This is a genomic window from Vibrio injensis, assembly GCF_001895205.1.
GTDB classification, from domain to species: domain Bacteria; phylum Pseudomonadota; class Gammaproteobacteria; order Enterobacterales; family Vibrionaceae; genus Vibrio; species Vibrio injensis.
Genome location: NZ_BDJF01000027.1, coordinates 1 through 17,603 on the forward strand (window position 1 = coordinate 1; position 17,603 = coordinate 17,603).

The 17,603-nt window shown below is 42.4% G+C and carries 12 protein-coding genes; 5 read left to right on the forward strand and 7 right to left on the reverse strand.

From position 1 onward, the window contains the following. The first annotated feature begins 260 nt into the window (after positions 1–260). Positions 261–1,223 (forward strand): integron integrase, encoded by a 963-nt coding sequence (locus BSR11_RS12160; protein WP_072670628.1) that lies wholly within the window; start codon positions 261–263, stop codon positions 1,221–1,223. A gap of 49 nt (positions 1,224–1,272) precedes the next feature. Here BSR11_RS12160 and rplT read toward each other — a convergent pair whose 3' ends face one another. The 5 genes from rplT to BSR11_RS12185 form a co-directional block, all read right to left on the reverse strand. Further along, positions 1,273–1,626: a 50S ribosomal protein L20 gene (gene rplT / locus BSR11_RS12165; protein WP_004397165.1), complete on the reverse strand. Its 354-nt coding sequence runs from the start codon at positions 1,624–1,626 to the stop codon at positions 1,273–1,275. 41 nt (positions 1,627–1,667) lie between these two features. After that, positions 1,668–1,862, reverse strand: coding sequence for a 50S ribosomal protein L35 (rpmI, locus tag BSR11_RS12170; RefSeq protein ID WP_004397162.1), 195 nt, complete (start codon positions 1,860–1,862; stop codon positions 1,668–1,670). A gap of 100 nt (positions 1,863–1,962) precedes the next feature. Then, entirely contained in the window at positions 1,963–2,514 is a 552-nt protein-coding gene (infC, locus tag BSR11_RS12175) for a translation initiation factor IF-3 (protein WP_072670629.1), read from the reverse strand. Positions 2,515–2,517: 3 nt separating this feature from the next. Further along, positions 2,518–4,446, reverse strand: a complete 1,929-nt coding sequence (thrS, locus tag BSR11_RS12180) for a threonine--tRNA ligase (protein ID WP_072670630.1) — start codon at positions 4,444–4,446, stop codon at positions 2,518–2,520. 205 nt (positions 4,447–4,651) lie between these two features. Further along, positions 4,652–6,550 carry a DEAD/DEAH box helicase gene (locus BSR11_RS12185; protein ID WP_072670631.1) on the reverse strand — a complete coding sequence of 633 codons (1,899 nt, stop codon included), beginning with the start codon at positions 6,548–6,550 and terminating at the stop codon, positions 4,652–4,654. A gap of 589 nt (positions 6,551–7,139) precedes the next feature. Between BSR11_RS12185 and BSR11_RS12190 the strand changes: the two genes are divergently transcribed. After that, positions 7,140–8,102 (forward strand): OmpA family protein, encoded by a 963-nt coding sequence (locus BSR11_RS12190; RefSeq protein WP_072670632.1) that lies wholly within the window; start codon positions 7,140–7,142, stop codon positions 8,100–8,102. A 279-nt stretch (positions 8,103–8,381) separates the two neighbouring features. Next, complete coding sequence (gene rnb / locus BSR11_RS12195; protein WP_072670633.1) at positions 8,382–10,385, forward strand: exoribonuclease II; 2,004 nt, start codon at positions 8,382–8,384, stop codon at positions 10,383–10,385. Positions 10,386–10,455: 70 nt separating this feature from the next. Here the strand turns inward: rnb and BSR11_RS12200 are convergent, their stop codons facing one another. Beyond that, positions 10,456–11,127 carry a MaoC family dehydratase gene (locus BSR11_RS12200; RefSeq protein ID WP_072670634.1) on the reverse strand — a complete coding sequence of 224 codons (672 nt, stop codon included), beginning with the start codon at positions 11,125–11,127 and terminating at the stop codon, positions 10,456–10,458. A gap of 189 nt (positions 11,128–11,316) precedes the next feature. After that, on the reverse strand, positions 11,317–12,090 hold the full coding sequence (locus BSR11_RS12205; RefSeq protein WP_072670635.1) for a helix-turn-helix domain-containing protein: 774 nt from the start codon (positions 12,088–12,090) through the stop codon (positions 11,317–11,319). A gap of 339 nt (positions 12,091–12,429) precedes the next feature. Between BSR11_RS12205 and BSR11_RS12210 the strand changes: the two genes are divergently transcribed. After that, positions 12,430–13,284, forward strand: coding sequence for a hypothetical protein (locus BSR11_RS12210; protein WP_072670636.1), 855 nt, complete (start codon positions 12,430–12,432; stop codon positions 13,282–13,284). A 162-nt stretch (positions 13,285–13,446) separates the two neighbouring features. Continuing rightward, on the forward strand, positions 13,447–17,526 hold the full coding sequence (locus tag BSR11_RS12215) for a zinc-dependent metalloprotease (protein ID WP_072670637.1): 4,080 nt from the start codon (positions 13,447–13,449) through the stop codon (positions 17,524–17,526). The last annotated feature ends 77 nt before the right edge of the window (positions 17,527–17,603 follow it).

Below are 17,603 nucleotides of genomic sequence, written 5' to 3' on the forward strand. Positions count from 1 at the left end.
GACTCTTTTCTTCCATGATTCTCTGAACCTGATTTAAAACATAACGCTTATTACATTGAAACATGTCGTGTTTTCTTCAACGCTACCGCCACCTTTTGGGTTCAAAGGTTGAACAATCGTAGCATAATAACCATCTAATTCATCATGTTATACATCATCACATTGAGAAGCAGGTCTAAATAAACAGCAAAATGCCACTTAGTTATTGACAGCCCATAAAATCAACACCACTGTATATAAAAACAGCAAAGGATTGTCTTATGAAATCTCAATTTTTACTTAGCGTAAAGGAATATATGCAAGTCAGGTATTATGCTAACAAAACTATAGAATCTTATATACATTGGATAACGCAATATGTGGTCTTTCATAATAAAACTCACCCTAATCTATTAGGCTCTCGTGATGTCGAACGGTTTTTAACCTACTTAGCTGTTGAGAAAAAAGTAGCAACCAAAACACAATCATTAGCGTTGAATGCTCTGAGTTTTTTGTATAAAGAAATAATAAAAGAGCCATTGACACTGGAAATGAAATTCCAAAAATCTCAATTGGAAAGAAAGCTACCGATAGTCATGACGCGAGAAGAAATAAAACGCTTCTTCAATCATGTTGACCCTAAGTATCAGCTTCACATCAAACTACTTTATGGTTCAGGACTAAGATTGATGGAATGCGTTCGCTTGCGTATACAAGATATCGATTTTGATTATGGGGCATTAAGAATATGGCAGGGAAAAGGAGGAAAAAATCGAACAGTGACATTAGCCAAAGAATTACACCCTTTAATCAAGGAACAAATATCACTCGCAAAACGATACTACGATAAAGATATGGAAACGAAAGGTTATGGTGGCGTATGGTTGCCTAGCGCATTAAATAGTAAATATCCAACTGCACCATTCGAATTTCATTGGCATTACTTATTTCCATCTAACGCATTATCGGTTGATAAGGAAAGCAACTTATTACGTCGGCATCATATTAATGAAACCTCATTACAACGAACCGTAAAAAGAGCAGTAAAAGAAGCTGAAATTAAAAAATCGATTTCTTGTCATACACTAAGACACTCATTTGCGACCCATCTTCTCGAATCAGGAGCTGATATTAGAACGGTACAAGAGCAGCTTGGTCATTCTGACGTCTCAACGACACAAATTTATACCCATGTATTGGATAGAGGAGCAAACGGAGTATTGAGTCCTTTATCTCGCTTATAAAAAAGGAGAGCTTACAAGCTCTCCTTTCGATTAAACAGTTAAAACTCTATTACAGGGCAGCTTTCGCTTTCTCAACAAGAACAGAAAATGCTGCTTTGTCGAACACTGCGATATCTGCAAGGATCTTACGATCGATCTCGATAGATGCTTTCTTAAGACCATTGATGAAACGGCTGTAAGATAGACCATTTTGACGAGATGCAGCGTTAATACGCGCGATCCATAGCTGACGGAACTGGCGCTTTTTAGTGCGGCGGTCACGGTAAGCGTATTGACCTGCTTTAGTAACGGCTTGGAAAGCTACGCGGTAAACACGTGAACGTGCACCATAGTAACCTTTAGCTTGTTTTAGAACTTTCTTATGACGTGCACGAGCTTGTACACCACGTTTTACGCGAGGCATTATGTCTCTCCTAAACTAAACGATAAATAAACTAAAAAGAATTAAGCGTATGGCAACATGCGCATAACACCAGCCACTTCACATTTTGGAAGGATTGAGTTAGGGCGTAGTTGACGCTTGTTCTTAGTAGTACGCTTAGTCAGGATGTGACGTTTAGTAGCGTGCTTGTACTTAATACCACCAGCTGTTTTCTTAAAACGCTTAGCAGCACCTTTGTTGGTTTTCATCTTAGGCATGATGAATAACTCCGCATTGTAGTAGTTTAATAACAATGTAATTAGGGCGAATAAAACCTAGCTTTTAAAGGCTAGATTTTATTACTTGTAATGCCGTTAATTACTTCTTTTTAGGGGCAAGCATCATGATCATCTGACGTGCTTCAATTCTGCTCGGGAAAGATTCTACTACCGCAATATCGGCGGTATCTTCTTTCAAACGATTCAAAACATCAACGCCGATTTCTTGGTGCGCCATCTCACGGCCACGAAAGCGAATAGTTACTTTCACTTTGTTGCCTTCTTCGAGGAAACCAGTCAGGTTGCGTAGTTTTACCTGATAGTCTCCAATATCAGTTCCAGGACGGAATTTAATTTCCTTAATCTGGACCTGTTTTTGCTTCTTCTTCTGCTCTTTAGCAGCTTTACTCTTTTCAAAGAGGAATTTGCCATAGTCCATCACACGACAAACTGGTGGCTCGGCGTTAGGGCTGATCTCTACAAGATCCATACCAGCTTCTACGGCCGCTTCTAGTGCTTCACTGATTGATACAACACCAACGGATTCACCATCTGCGCCAGTTAAACGAACTTCACGAACGCCACGAATTTCACCGTTTAAACGGTGCTGGTTTGGTTTGGCCGGCTGTTGGCCACGTCTTCCGCCTTTAATAGTTTATTCCTCCAGATTGAGCTGACGGCTAGAAACTTCGGCTTGGATGTGAGTGACGAAATCATCCAATTTAAATTTACCTAAGTCCTTGCCCTTTCGAGTACGTACTGCAATTTCACCGGCTTCCATTTCTTGGTCGCCACAAACGAGCATATACGGTACACGCTTTAAAGTATGTTCGCGGATTTTAAAGCCTATCTTCTCATTTCTCAAGTCCGCTTTCGCACGAATGCCACATTTTTGTAGCTTTTGTACGACTTCTTGAGCGTAATCAGCCTGTTTATCGGTGATATTGACTACCACCGCTTGTTCAGGAGCTAACCACGTTGGGAAGAAACCAGCATATTCTTCGATGAGAATACCGATAAAGCGTTCAAGAGAGCCTAAAATCGCACGATGAATCATAACCGGGACTAAGCGCTCATTACTTTCACCGACGTAAGTTGCACCTAAGCGTGATGGAAGATTGAAGTCCAATTGAACTGTGCCACATTGCCATGCTCTATCCAAGCAATCGTACAATGTGAATTCAATTTTAGGACCATAGAAAGCACCCTCACCTTCTTGAATCTCATAGGCAATGCCCATTGCTTCAAGCGAGTGTTTCAGAGCTTCTTCAGACTTATCCCAGATCTCGTCGCTGCCTACTCGTTTTTCAGGACGTGTAGATAGTTTAACCGCAATATTTTCAAAACCAAAGGTATTATACGTGTCGTACACCATTTGAATGCACGATGTTACTTCTTGCTGTATTTGATCTTCAGTACAGAAAATATGCGCATCATCTTGAGTGAATCCACGTACACGCATAATACCATGTAATGAACCTGAAGGTTCGTTACGATGACACGAACCAAATTCGGCCATGCGCAAGGGTAAATCACGATATGATTTCAAACCCTGATTAAAAATTTGTACGTGACCGGGGCAGTTCATCGGCTTAATCGCATATTCACGATTTTCTGATGATGTAGTAAACATTGCATCCGCGTATTTATCCCAGTGACCAGAACGCTCCCATAGAACGCGATCCATCATCAATGGACCTTTCACTTCTTGGTAGCCATACTCATTCAATTTATGACGAATAAATACTTCTAAATCACGGAAGATAGACCAGCCATTATGATGCCAGAAAACCATTCCCGGTGCTTCTTGCTGCATATGAAAGAGGTCAAGCTGCTTACCAATTTTACGATGATCACGCTTGGCCGCTTCTTCTAAACGAGTTAAATGTGCTTGTAGTGCTTTCTTATCATGAAAAGCCGTACCATAAACGCGTTGTAACATTTTGTTATCACTGTTACCACGCCAATACGCACCAGCAACACTGAGCAGTTTAAAATGCTGACAAAAACCCATATGAGGTACGTGTGGACCCCGACACATATCGATATATTCTTCGTGATGATAAAGACCAGGGCGATCATCACGAGCAACATTTTCGTCTAAGATTTCGATCTTATAAGGTTCACCACGAGACTCAAAAGTATCTCGTGCTTCCTGCCAACTGACTTTATGCTTAACAACCGCGTATTTGGTTTTAACCAAATCTTTCATCCGCTGTTCGATGCGTTCAAGATCTTCTTGTGAGAGTGAATGATCAAGATCGATATCGTAGTAAAAACCACTATCGATGGTTGGACCGATAGCCATTTTTGCTTGCGGATAAAGCTGCTTAAGAGCATGCCCTAATAAATGCGCGCAAGAGTGACGAACGATTTCTAATCCATCAGTCTCATCTTTAACAGTAATAATTTCAAGACTTGCATCATGTTCAATTAGATCACAAGCATCAACGCGTCGGCCATCGATACGGCCTGCGATGGTTGCTTTAGCAAGGCCAGGACCAATAGATCGAGCAACGTCCATGGTCGATACTGGATGGTCAAATTGACGCTGACTGCCGTCAGGAAGAGTAATAATAGGCATGAATAATCCTTACAGTGGTGTTGCACACCAAGCAACACGTGTTCAGTACGTTAATAGTAAACATCGATGGTCACTCGGTAACACGAATACCGGATCATCAACGCTGGGCGATTGTACCTAGGTCACATCCTTAATGTAAAGGATGAATGCGAAAGCAAATAAAGAAGCCCGTAGTATTTCACTACGGGCTTAATATCAGTAGTAATTAAGCTTCGCTAGGGCGACGGCTTGAAGTACTTGGGCGATCGCCGCGATAGCTGCTACGACCATCAGCGCCACGGTTACGGTCAAAACGGCGCTCACCTTCACGAGGAGGACGAGAATCGCTACGTGCTGGACGAGCACCATCACGAGCGCCACGATAGCCACCGCCATCACGATTACCTTCTGGACGACGACCACGTGACTCGCGGAAGTCATCAAAATCACAGACAACGGCACCCACTTCTTTCTGGCGAATGCGCAGTTTACGTAATTTACCGGTCACGTCGCTAGACATGCTTTTTGGTAACTGAACAAACGTATGGCCTTGAGCTAATTTAATCGCACCGATTGAGCCTTTGGTTAAACCAAGCTCATTAGCTAATGCGCCTACGATATCTTTAACTTGTACGCCTTGATCGCGGCCAACTTGTAATTGATAAGTATCCCAATCAACATGACGAGCGTTATCACGGCTACCAAATTCACGGCGGCCATCACGACTGTCGCTACGACCATCACCTGATTCACGACGATCACGACGACGAGATTTATCACGCTCAATCGCCGCTAGCATTGGATCTTCACCGGTATAAAACAGTGGACGTTTACCCTGCTGACGCTTAAGCAAAATTGCTGCTAGTGTCGTTGCGTCAACATCTAATGATGCTTGCAATTTCTCAACCAATTCAGCAAATTTTTCTAGTGCGGCATGATCTTTATCCGCTTCTAACTCAAGGCCTAGCTGAGCTAGACGTGATTCAGCCACTTTATCACGATGAGGTAGCTGGATCTCTTCCATAGAAGTACGTGTTACTCGTTCAATGGTACGCAGCATGCGAATTTGGTTGGTGCGAACCAACAAAATCGCTTTACCTTTACGTCCAGCACGACCAGTACGGCCAATACGGTGAATGTAAGATTCAACATCGAATGGAATATCATAGTTGAATACATGGTTGATACGCGGCACATCAAGACCACGAGCCACAACATCCGTTGCTACTAAAATATCAATCACACCTTGTTTGATATGATCAACCGTACGCTCACGCAACGATTGAGGAATATCACCGTGCAAAGCAGCGGCTTTAAAGCCACGCGCAATTAACCAATCGGCTAAACGCTCAGTATCTTGACGGGTACGAACGAACACGATAGAAGCGTCCGTTTCTTCAGTTTCAAGTAGACGAGCCATGGCTTCGTCTTTCTCTACACCTTTAACAACCCAATATTGCTGCTCAACTTTTGCCACAGTTTGGTTTGAACCCGCCACGTCAACACGTGCAGGATCACGTAAAAAGCGGTCAACAATGTCTTTAACAATCGGGGGCATCGTGGCAGAGAATAATACACGCTGAGCTGTTTCTGGCGATTGTTCCATGATCCATGTTACGTCATCAACAAAGCCCATTTTTAGCATTTCATCGGCTTCATCTAGTACGAAAGTATGGCATTCGTCTAAGTGCAGACGTTCACGTGTGATCAAGTCTTTAACACGGCCAGGGGTACCAACGATGATATGAGCGCCTGATTTTAAAGCACGCATTTGCTCAACGATAGAAGCTCCACCGTAAATCTCTAATACTTTCAAACCTTTAACATTTTTGCCAAGGGTTTTAATTTCCGCAGCAACTTGAATTGCTAGCTCACGAGTTGGCGCCATAACAATCGCTTGTGGCTTGTACTGAGCAAGATCAAGTTTATTAAGAAGCGGCAAAGAGAAGGCTGCCGTTTTACCGGTACCGGTTTGCGCTTTACCTAATGCATCACGACCTGCTAATAAAAGAGGAATGGCGGCAGCTTGAATTGGAGTTGGAGTAACAAAGCCCATTTCGTTTAGGGCAGAAAGGAGTGTGCTGTTTAGTGCTAAATCACTAAATTGAATAACGGTATCTTGCATGTGGATCCCACTAAAAGAATAAATAACTAAGGTCCCACGTGCTATACCATTTCCAACCAATCCTAAAAGAAGAGCTGATTCCGTTCAGATGCGGATGAGTCTCAAAAAGCATCAAGCCACTAGGGACATCTAAGGGAGGCGGATTATTCACTAAAAGCATAAAAAAAGCCAGAAAAAATTGAAATTCATCACATATTTTTTCCTAAAGATGACAAAAGATACAATCTGTATGAACTTAACTCACTCTTTGCAGAAACTTCATTCACATCCCCCCTGCTCCCCGTCAAAGTGACTCATCGGTGTCATCCAATCTATATGTCTAACAGTGCTAATCCGCTCGTTGATCTCACAACATGACCAACATGCTGAAACATCGAACCGAAAAACAAAGCGGATTTTTCCTACGCCTGCTGTCTCTTTCACTGATATCTAATCATGCATACTTGCCGAATAATGACTAGGACTTAGCGAAATGGTTGATCTAATTCCGCATAAAGCAGTGGCAACTCGTTATTGAACAGTGTTTTTTAACACATTTGTTAATAATTAAAGAAATAGAAGTAAGTCGTTATTATTTTAAGGATAAGTAATGAAAAAAAATCTGGTCTCTCTTTCCATCATCGCTGCATTAGCGATGACAGCCGCCAGCGTTAATGCCGAGACTCATTCTGATTCAGCGATCGATTCATCAGGCTGGTGGATTGGGGCAGCATCTGGCGTGACAACTGCAGATGGAAAATCCATCACTGGGCACAGAGATAAAGCCATCAGTCCTAAACTTGAATTAGGATACGATGTTAACCAATACTGGGGAGTTTATACTGGTTATGACTATGTGCATCGCTTAGGTGTTGATAAGCTACATATCGGATCTTTGGGATTCAAAGGTCAATATGAGTTCATGGATAACCTCTCTGTTTTTGGTAAATTAGGCGCTTCTTATATTTACTCTGATGACAACACATCCAATATAAAAACAGATACATTTACTGGTTCGGTAGGCATTGGTCTTGAGTATCAACTTACTAATGCAATTTCAACAAAAGTAGGTTACGACTACTATGACCGTGTACAAGTAAAAGAAGGCCGCAACCCGCATCTACACCAGATTTACTGGGGAATGGCGTATAAATTTGGCCAACCAGCAACACCAAGAGTGGTCACTGAGCAGGTGGAAGTGATTCAAGAGCGAGTCATTGAAGTCCCAGTTCAAGTTGAAGTTGCTAAGCCAGCTCGTACTGATTTCCTACTGCCTTTTGCTTTAGGTAAATCAACACTCGAAGATCTCTCTTACTTCTATCTTGGTGAAGTTGTTGATGTGATGCGAGCTAATCCAGCGTTGGTTGCTCATCTAATCGGCCGTACAGATAGCACTGGTTCTGATGCGATCAATAACAAGATTTCAGCGCAACGTGCTCAAGCGGTTTCTCAATATCTTCAATCTCAAGGCATTGATGCTAAGAGAATTAATGTATCATCGGTCGCAGACTCTCGTCCTTTAACTCAAGGCAGTGCTGATATCGAGCGTTCAGTACAAATCATTCTTAAATAAGAGATCCCAATACCCTCTCTTCGGAGAGGGTATTATCCGCTTTAACACCATACTGCCGCGCATCCCCAGCATTAATTCCTATCTTCTAGACGATAAGCCATCTACTGCAAACGAAAGAGTGCGCTATACTTTTAGCGTATTGCCAAGTACCATGTAGATCATGACAGATTGATCAATATCCCCCGCGAGTAAGCCACCTATTTAACATTCTCAGAATCGCTTTTAGGCAGTGACAGGGAACCCAATCGCACTTTAAGAATTAAAGGGTTACAATTAAACATGTTTCAAGACAATCCACTTCTTGCTCAACTTAAACAACAAATTCAAGAAAACTTACCCAAAAAAGAAGGCCAGATCAAATCGACCGAAAAAGGCTTTGGTTTCCTTGAAATAGATAGCAAAAACAGTGTCTTTATCCCACCACCCTATATGAAAAAATGCCTGCATGGTGATAAAGTCATAGCGATCATTCGTACCGAAAATGATCGTGAAGTCGCTGAACCACAAGAATTGTTAGAGCCATCGTTAACACGTTTTATTGGCCGTATAAAAATTCATAAAGGTAAAATAAACGTTGCCCCTGATCATCCTCAACTGAAGAAACTCCCGCTGCGAGCCAAAACCCGAAAAGGCATTAATCCACAAGATGTACAAGAAGGTGATTGGGTAGTAGCCACATTAATCGGTCACCCACTCAAAGGCGATACTGGTTTTTTAGCTGAAATCACTCAAAAAATTACCGATGCAGAAGATAAAATTGCCCCTTGGTGGGTTACCTTAGCTGAGAATGATTTACCTAATTGTGAACCTCTCGGTTTGGATGATTGGACACTGCACGATCACGCCGATTTACAGCGTATTGATTTGACCCATTTACCGTTTGTGACTATCGATGGTAAATCAACCAAAGACATGGACGATGCCTTATACGCGATTCAGCGCCAAGATGGCGGATTTGATGTCACGATAGCGATTGCCGATCCCACTGCGTATATAACCGCTAATGACAGTATGGATAACGTCGCACGCGAGCGTGGATTTACTATCTATCTTCCTGGGCGCAATATTCCTATGTTACCGCGTGAATTAGCGGATAATCTTTGCTCACTGATCGAGAATGAAACTCGTCCAGCTCTGTGCTGTACCTTAACAGTCGATAAAGATGGCGTAATTAATAGTGAGAGTATTCGTTTTTTTGCAGCTTATATCCGATCACAAGCACGTCTTATCTATGATGAGGTATCAGACTGGTTAGAAACCGGTGAATCTCAATGGCAACCAAGCTCTGAAATTGCGCAAGTGGTTCAGGATTTGTATGCCTTTTCTCAAGCTCGCGCCCAATGGCGTGAAACTCATGCCGTAGTTTTCCCAGAAAGACCAGATTATCGCTTTGAACTCAGCGAAGATAACGATGTTATCGCTATTCACGCCGATAAGCGTCGTAGCGCGAATCGCCTCGTTGAAGAAGCGATGATCACCGCCAATATTTGTGCAGGTAAAATACTGCAATCGTCTTTTTCAACTGGCGTATTTAACACTCATGCCGGGTTTAAAAACGATAAAATTACCGATGTTATTGCGCTTATTAAAGAACACGGTGCTGAGTTTGATGAAGCTTCACTAACCAGTCTAGAAGGATTTTCTGCCTTACGACGCTGGTTGGCCAGCCAACCGACTTCTTATCTGGATAATCGTCTGCGTAAATGGCAAACCTACAGCGAGATTGGCAATCAACCTTTACCTCATTTCGCAATGGGGCTGGATATCTATGCGACATGGACATCACCAATCCGTAAGTATGGTGATATGGTTAATCATCGTCTGTTAAAAGCTCATATTCTCGGTACAGATCCCGAGCAATGGCCTGATGAGCAATTGGGTGAAGAGCTAGCTATACATCGTAAACATCATAAAATAGCCGAGCGAAATGTTGCCGACTGGCTCTATACACGTACTCTTACCGAAGAGCCGAGCAAACAGACCCGCTTTACTGCTGAAATTTTTGATATTAACCGAGCGGGTATGCGAGTTCGCTTACTCGAAAATGGCGCAAGTGCTTTCATTCCGGCCACACTCATTGTCGACAATAAAGAGCGAATCGTTTGTCATAGTGAGCAAGGAGTCTTAGTGATTGATGATAAGCCAATCTATCGATTGGGTGACACATTAGAAGTCGTCTTAACCGAGGTTAATCAAGACAATCGCAGTATTGTTGCGAAACCAACCCAAACCTTTGCTGAGCTAGCAACGTTGGCCGATAATATCGACGCCGAGTCAGTCTAAAAACCAAATCGGTATAAAAACTAAGGGGAAGCATCGGCTTCCCCTTTTTATCACTGTCATATAGGTAGAATTAAAAGTGCAGTTGAATGACCGAAACCACCACGCATGCGGGGCGACGGATGCCTTCTATTTCTACTTTAATTTCACGTTCAATCTCTAAGCCTTTTTTCACTGGCGTGACTTTGAGTAACGTACTGACAGCGCGAAGACGATTCCCTGCTTTGACTGGATAAGGGAATCGTACTGAATTTAAACCAATATTAACGACCATTTTCGCCGTCGGAAAAAGCGGTTGATTGGCATCAACGCTATCGGTCAATTTTGGCAATAGGGATAAGGTTAAAAAGCCATGAGCAATCGTCGTTTTAAATGGAGACTCTACGGCAGCTCGCTCTGGATCGGTATGAATCCACTGCTGATCCTCCGTCACGTCGGCAAATTGATTAATGCGCTGCTGATCGACGGCTAACCACTGCCCAGTATGGATAACTTCACCTAACTTATCCGTCAACTCATGATAAAGCGCTTGAGCTTCTGGCTTTAAAACAATTTCAGTAGGTAACTGAGTATCTTCATTCGCCGGCTGATGAAATTCTTTCACCCACGAAAAAAGCTGACGACTGTTCGCTCTATCTAAAAAACCATCCCAGTATTCACGTACCACTGGCGACATCCATTGCTTAAATTCCGTAGTCTTGACTAAATTTTCAGCACGATGCTTTAAAAGATCGCTTACTTTCATCAGAACCTCATTCCTAACAAAGAAACACTGCTAATTTGTTAATTTTGAGACACTTCACACTAATCCGCAAACACTTTCGAGCGCACAACTGTATGCTATAGGCGATTTTTAATTAATAAACAAATGGTTACCAATAAAACATTATTTTATTAGTAACCTTAACTTAGAGTAAATACTTCATCTTCATGCCTATTTGCCAATCCGCTCAGAGAGAATTTTCAAAAAGGTTGGCTCTATCTCCTTTATCCCTTCCGATAACCAAAAACCGTTTCCTTCAGTGACCGCAAATAAAAGATTTTTCCGCAGCGCTTCACTGTTTTTCAGTTTGTTATTTTGAAAATGAAACTGTTGTATCTTCTCATACAACAGATCCGCTAACTGTTTCGTTTGCTCATTTGTTAACGTCACTCGACATAAACCAAGCTGAGGTATATGGCAGTTAGCAAAGACATCCTGCTTTAACTTGCTCGTAAACAGTTGATCAAGTTTTGAGCCCTCATGGAATGAGTAGTAAGGCGGAGTCAGATAATTGATCCCCGAGTTGTGCGGCTTAATCTCTATCAGCCCCATCACCTCTAGTGCCCGCAAATAGACATAAACACTTTGATCGGAAAGCTGGTTTTCCTGCTTCACCTGTTCAACAGGTTTGCCCTTTACTCGAATTTCGTTAAAGAAGTCATAAAGAAAAGGATATTCAAAGAAAAGCTCATCTCGCTTTTCACCACTTAAATCTAAACTATCACTATGAATTTCACCCGCCAAGCGAACCAGTTCTTCAAGGTTAGTGTCTAGGATCGATGCGTATTCAAGTAGTTTATCGAGACTGATTGATTGACTATGAAAATGGCGTTTCAGTGTTGATACCGGAACGTTAATTCTCTCCGATAACTCACTGTAAGTGACATTTTTTTCTTTTAATTTTTGGCGTAATGCTTGCAGTAATAAATTGGCACAGAAACTCATACAACATCCTTGCTTATGTGGTGCGACCTTGGCACCTACTTATTCTTATCGGCTGATCCGACCTGTCAGCAGTTGAGCACAATAGCTTATTTATATTCTGCTGTTCAATAGCTCAGTAGATGAAACTTTACGGTATCAATAAATAACACCCCACAAATCACTCCCAAAAATAGATTGCTTGAATTAAGTCAGTTGAGTTACAAGCATGTTAAACAAATATAACAGTCACATGCATCTCTATCACTAAGGAATGGTTTAGCTCACATTGATGAGTAGAAACTGGTGAAACATACATGATGAACTGCCATACAACACACATTGCAACATGGAAGTTAATACATGCAAATCTACTCTTTATCACGGATAGTGATGCTATCGTCATTGCTGATGATCAGTCATCAAGCCGTTGCCAACACTCAACCTTTTGTTTACCCACAAGAGTTAGAATCGGAATCTGAGCAAAGCGCTGATTTTGTACCCAGCTATGCAGCCAGTTTAACTTTTGGCTATGATTCAAATATTTACAACAAAAATGATTACCGTTCAGAACGTAAGCTATGGTGGAACAGTACACTCAGCCATACCTTTGCTCCTCATTATTCAATTTCGCTTTCAACTGGTGCTTATCGCCCATTACAGCAAGAGCGCGGTGATTTTTTTACCGACACGGCTATCGCTTTACACCGACAATCTCAATTTACTTTTGGCGAAACGGGACGCATTGGCTGGCAAGCTCAATTCACCCTGCCAACATCAGAGTTTTCACGCAAAGACAAACTGACGACCGCCCTAAGGTTATCAACCCCTATCCAGTGGCAAGCGGTCAATATAGATTGGCAATTGACGCCTCGCTTACGCAAAAATTTCCACCGCTATGAAACCATGGGCGAGCGTTCGCTAACCGAATGGATTTACGGTTTTCACTTTCTTGGCAGTTACCAGTGGCGCGATTTTACTTTCAGCAGTTCAGTGCTGGGAGGCAATACCATTAGCTACGCTGGTACGCGACGTAACTCATTCGATTACGCAGGTGATGTCAATCTCAGTTACCGCGTAAACCAACATGTGGCCTTTAATGTCGGAGCCTCAAACTCCGGTGTTTATTACGATGCCGCACAGGGTACCTTGGGGAACATCGATCTTTTTGATGCAGATAGAGTGATTTACTCCGCCAGTATCAGTTTGAACTATTAACAAACACCACTCGATTTATAACAAACCATCACACATTCATTGCTTTCATCGGTATCACCCATCATGGGCCATTATTATCCGTTCAATAATGACTCATTGTCTGTGCTTGATGAATCGGTGGATGTGTACGAGTAAATAAACACAACAAACATAGGTAGCAATATGATGAGAAGACTCTTGTTAGCATCGTCGATTACCGCCATTTTGGCGGGATGCGGCGCAGATAAACAATCTTATGACACGCTTCCCCGTGATATCAAAGAAATCGCGGTAAAAGATCTTAAAACAGAAGGTCGCTGGTTTTACGTTCCGACCACGGGTGCCGCTCCGCGCTTTGCGATTAATCAGTTTCCTTTTTTACAAGGCATGGGCCGCTATGCAGAAGTCTGTTTTAGTGAGCGTGGTTTAGAAGTTCGCAACTACGATAGCAACTATCCAGATGCGACTCTCCCTAAAGATGCTAATGGTTATTGTATACCACAACCAAGCAACGCCGTGGGCAGTGATAGACAAACGAATTTCTCACACATTTTAACCATACCGGGTGATTTCACCGCTTATCGTTGTCAAGAAGATCGCTATGGTGATTGTGTTAATAAAGAAGAAGCAAACAAAGACGCCAACCTCCCTTTTCGTGCTAACACACATTTTACCCCTAAGCCTGAAGATCTATTGATTGCAGAGCTGAACTGGGAAGACTTTTATGGCATTCGTGAAGGTATTTCTGAGATAGGCAAAGCAGAACTGATTTCTTGGAAGTTTGATCCTAAAGCTGGCGTACTCAATTTTGAAATTGAGCGTACATTCAAAATTGATGAAGATAAGCGTAGCTCGTACATCAAATGGGAAAACCGCGCAGGGCTGCGTGATGCCATTCAAGACGGTGCGTTTAAATCTCGTTTTCATTACTCTTTAGTTCATGAAAGCCAATTAGCTTCCACGGATTATCAGCCGATTCCCTACCCTGTAAAAGATGAAAATGACATCGGTTTTTTTACCACGTCATCGAAAGTTCTAGATCCTATTACCAACCGCTATGATAGAACGGTGACCTATCTCAATCGTTTCAATCCCAACCAACCGATTGAGTACTATTTAAGTGATAGTTTCTTTGAGCCAAAAAACAAACTGTTCTTAGACTCAACATTAGAAACCATCGATCTTATGAATCGTACCCTTAAGATCATTGAACCTGATTCAGGAAAGCCACCCATCACGATTGTCAATCGTAACCAACCAATGAATATTCATCCCGGTGATCTTCGCTACAATGTAATTAATCTTATCGATGAGCCGCTGGCCAATGGATTGCTCGGTTATGGTCCATCCGTCAGCCACCCTTTGACTGGTGAGATTTTAAAAGCTCATGTTAACCAATACTCAGGAGTTGCTCGGGCAGGAGTACCTTTCTATTGGGATAATTTAGTGCGGTTTTACAATCGTGGCCAAATTGAACGCAGCTTATCGGATAGTGAATCGATAACCACGGCTCACGCACAAAGCAGTCAAGCCCTATCTCAAGATATTGCCGCTCGCTTAGCGCAGCAGAATGTATTGCGATTAATGGAACAAGTTGAGCGCGTGGATACTACCCAGTTTCAGGTACCGTTATTAGGCGCTGATCATGCCCTAAATCAAAGACCGTCTGCGAGCCTTCCTGAATCAATCTTTCGCAAGTTTGATGATGACATGAGCCTAGAGGAGCTACTGCATGCCGAAGAACGCCGTTTAGCCACTTGGTCTGAAAACAATATTTATCCTGTCGAAGCCACTTGGGTTTCCTCAACCTCTAAAACTCTATTGGATAACTTGCCGTTAACCGATGCAGGTTTTTTTGACACCATCACTAACGCACAAGGGGAACAAGTTAAACAATTAAAACGCTGGTCTGCTCTTCCTAGCGGATTGAAACAACAAGCGGCAGATGCGATTACGGTTGCAACTTATGCCTCAACGCTGGTGCATGAGTTAGGGCATAACCTTGGCTTACGTCATAACTTTAAAGGCTCGAATGACAAGGCGAACTTCTATACTCAACAAGAAGCGAAAGCCATTGGTCTCAATAATATTCCCGCTTATAGTTCAATCATGGATTACGCACCAAGCATGCTCGATCAACTGCCGACTTGGGGTAAATATGATCTTGCCGCCCTTAAGTTTGCCTACGGCCGTAAAATTGACATCACAGCGCCAGCAAATTCAGTGCATGCTCAGTCTGATGCAGAGAATCCCTTTATTTTGAGTGCGAGAAATCCAAATAACCCCAGTTTACTCGATTGCCAACCTCGTGGTCAGCTCAACGATGGGCAAGTACGGTATAGTTGTGATTTATCGACGTTTGATGCGATTGCTTATAATGCTCATCAATCGCCTTATCGCAACGCCCTGTATGAGCAAGTGCGCTATGGCGCAATAAACTATCTCGCCCAAATTAAACAACAGCATAATTTGTCAGAGTTAGCGCAGATCAATTATCAGTTCTGTACTGATGGTAATGTCTCTCTCAATAGCGATTGTAACCGCTTTGATGAAGGAACAAATTTAACCGAAATCGTCACCTATTCATGGCAACGTCATTTAGACAGCTATGATGCTCGTAATATTGGTATTCATGGTATTTCTGGTTTATTCAATAGTGATTACCCAAGCTACGTTTTACGTCGCTTTAGAGAAATGAATGAAATTCGTGACATCTTAGAAGACCATGAGCGCATCGATTATCGTTATCGTTCACTAGGTATCGCTCCTGCTGGTGCAAAACCTGGGGATTTTCTCAGCAGCTTAACCAGTAATCCCGAGTACTGTCGTGGTCAAGACACGGATTTTTGGTTCTGCGATTTAGGTAATGCGTCAAAGCTCGCGGCACAGTTCTTTTTAGACGTCTTAGCGACTCCAGAACATCAATGTGTTTTACAAAATGGTAATCAATATCGAGTTGAATCATTAGGGCATATGCTCAGTGGCTACTCATTCAAGATACCTGCCACTTACAATATTGGTGATGCATCTTGCTTTGACTCGGTAAGCTCTGAAATCATTAACGATTTTGCTCGTGGATTTACACCCGTAGCAGAGACGGTTAATGGTCGATTCATTAACTCCGTCAAAGGCTTTGACCCCGATTTTCCATGGTCAAATGCAGTCTCAGTATTAGGGATCTGGCCTGATAAATTGCTCGCCAGTAATTTACTTGCCCGTCGCTATTCACTACGCCAAACCGATGAAGTGAGCTATGCTAACTTGCTCGATCTACCTGGTGTTAAAGCGCAATTTGATAATATTATGGCCAACCTCATCGCTAAAGAAGCGCTCAATACTCCGCTTGCTTTGCGCGATAAAGATGGCAATTCTTACGTACTTCCTATCAATAGTGGGGTCACCGTCAATCTGCATAAAACCGAATTATTGGAATCTTTACCACCATTACCTGATGGAATCATGGATGACTTCAATATTTCCAAGAATTCACGAAATAACTTAGCCAGCTTGATCTTACAACAAGCCGTTGAGCAGATGCAGTCGAATGATTTTGAAGTGCGCAGTCGTGGTATCGCCCAATACGACAGCTGGACTAAACAGCAAGATCGTTCCGGCACTATCGCTGGTGAAACCATACCGTTTGATCTCTATGGCCAACGTTATGTCGCCAGCAAAGCCAACACCATGGCTTATCAATACGCCAGTGCTCTACAGGCAAACGAGGGTTATCAGTTAACCACCAAACTACAAAACTATTCTAATGCCGAGTTACGCGCAAAAACCACGCAAATTGAAACCGCTTGGAATGGTATCTGGGAAACGATTATTCCCGCCTTTCATAGTCCGATCAAAGCACTTAACCCTGAGTTAATACAACGCTTTGTGGATCTTAAGATAGATGAAGGCGATGATGAAGTTGAAAGGTTTATTGCTTTTATCAATGCATTAGCGATGGAAGATAACACACCTCTGCTTAAGAAAGAGAATCGCTATCAAAACCGTGATAATCCGTTAACGTTTAGCCTCCCAGAGCTCTATAACATCTTCTGGCGTAGTCGTGCCCTGTTTGCATCCGATTTTCAAGAGCAGTACTTCACTGCCGTTGACAATGTCGCTCAAGGCTATGCCAATGAATCAGTGGATCAACAGTTTTTCTGGACAGCCGATCTCTCGTTAATTAACGCTTACGCCAATGGTGAATTTGAGCGAGTTGCCGGCCAGTATTATCAGATTCTTGATAGTTTACCGATTTCAAATCGCTAATAGATAACCAATGATGTCTGATGAAGAATTGTATTGATCCTCATTATCAGAAATACACTTTCCCAGCTCACTTTTTG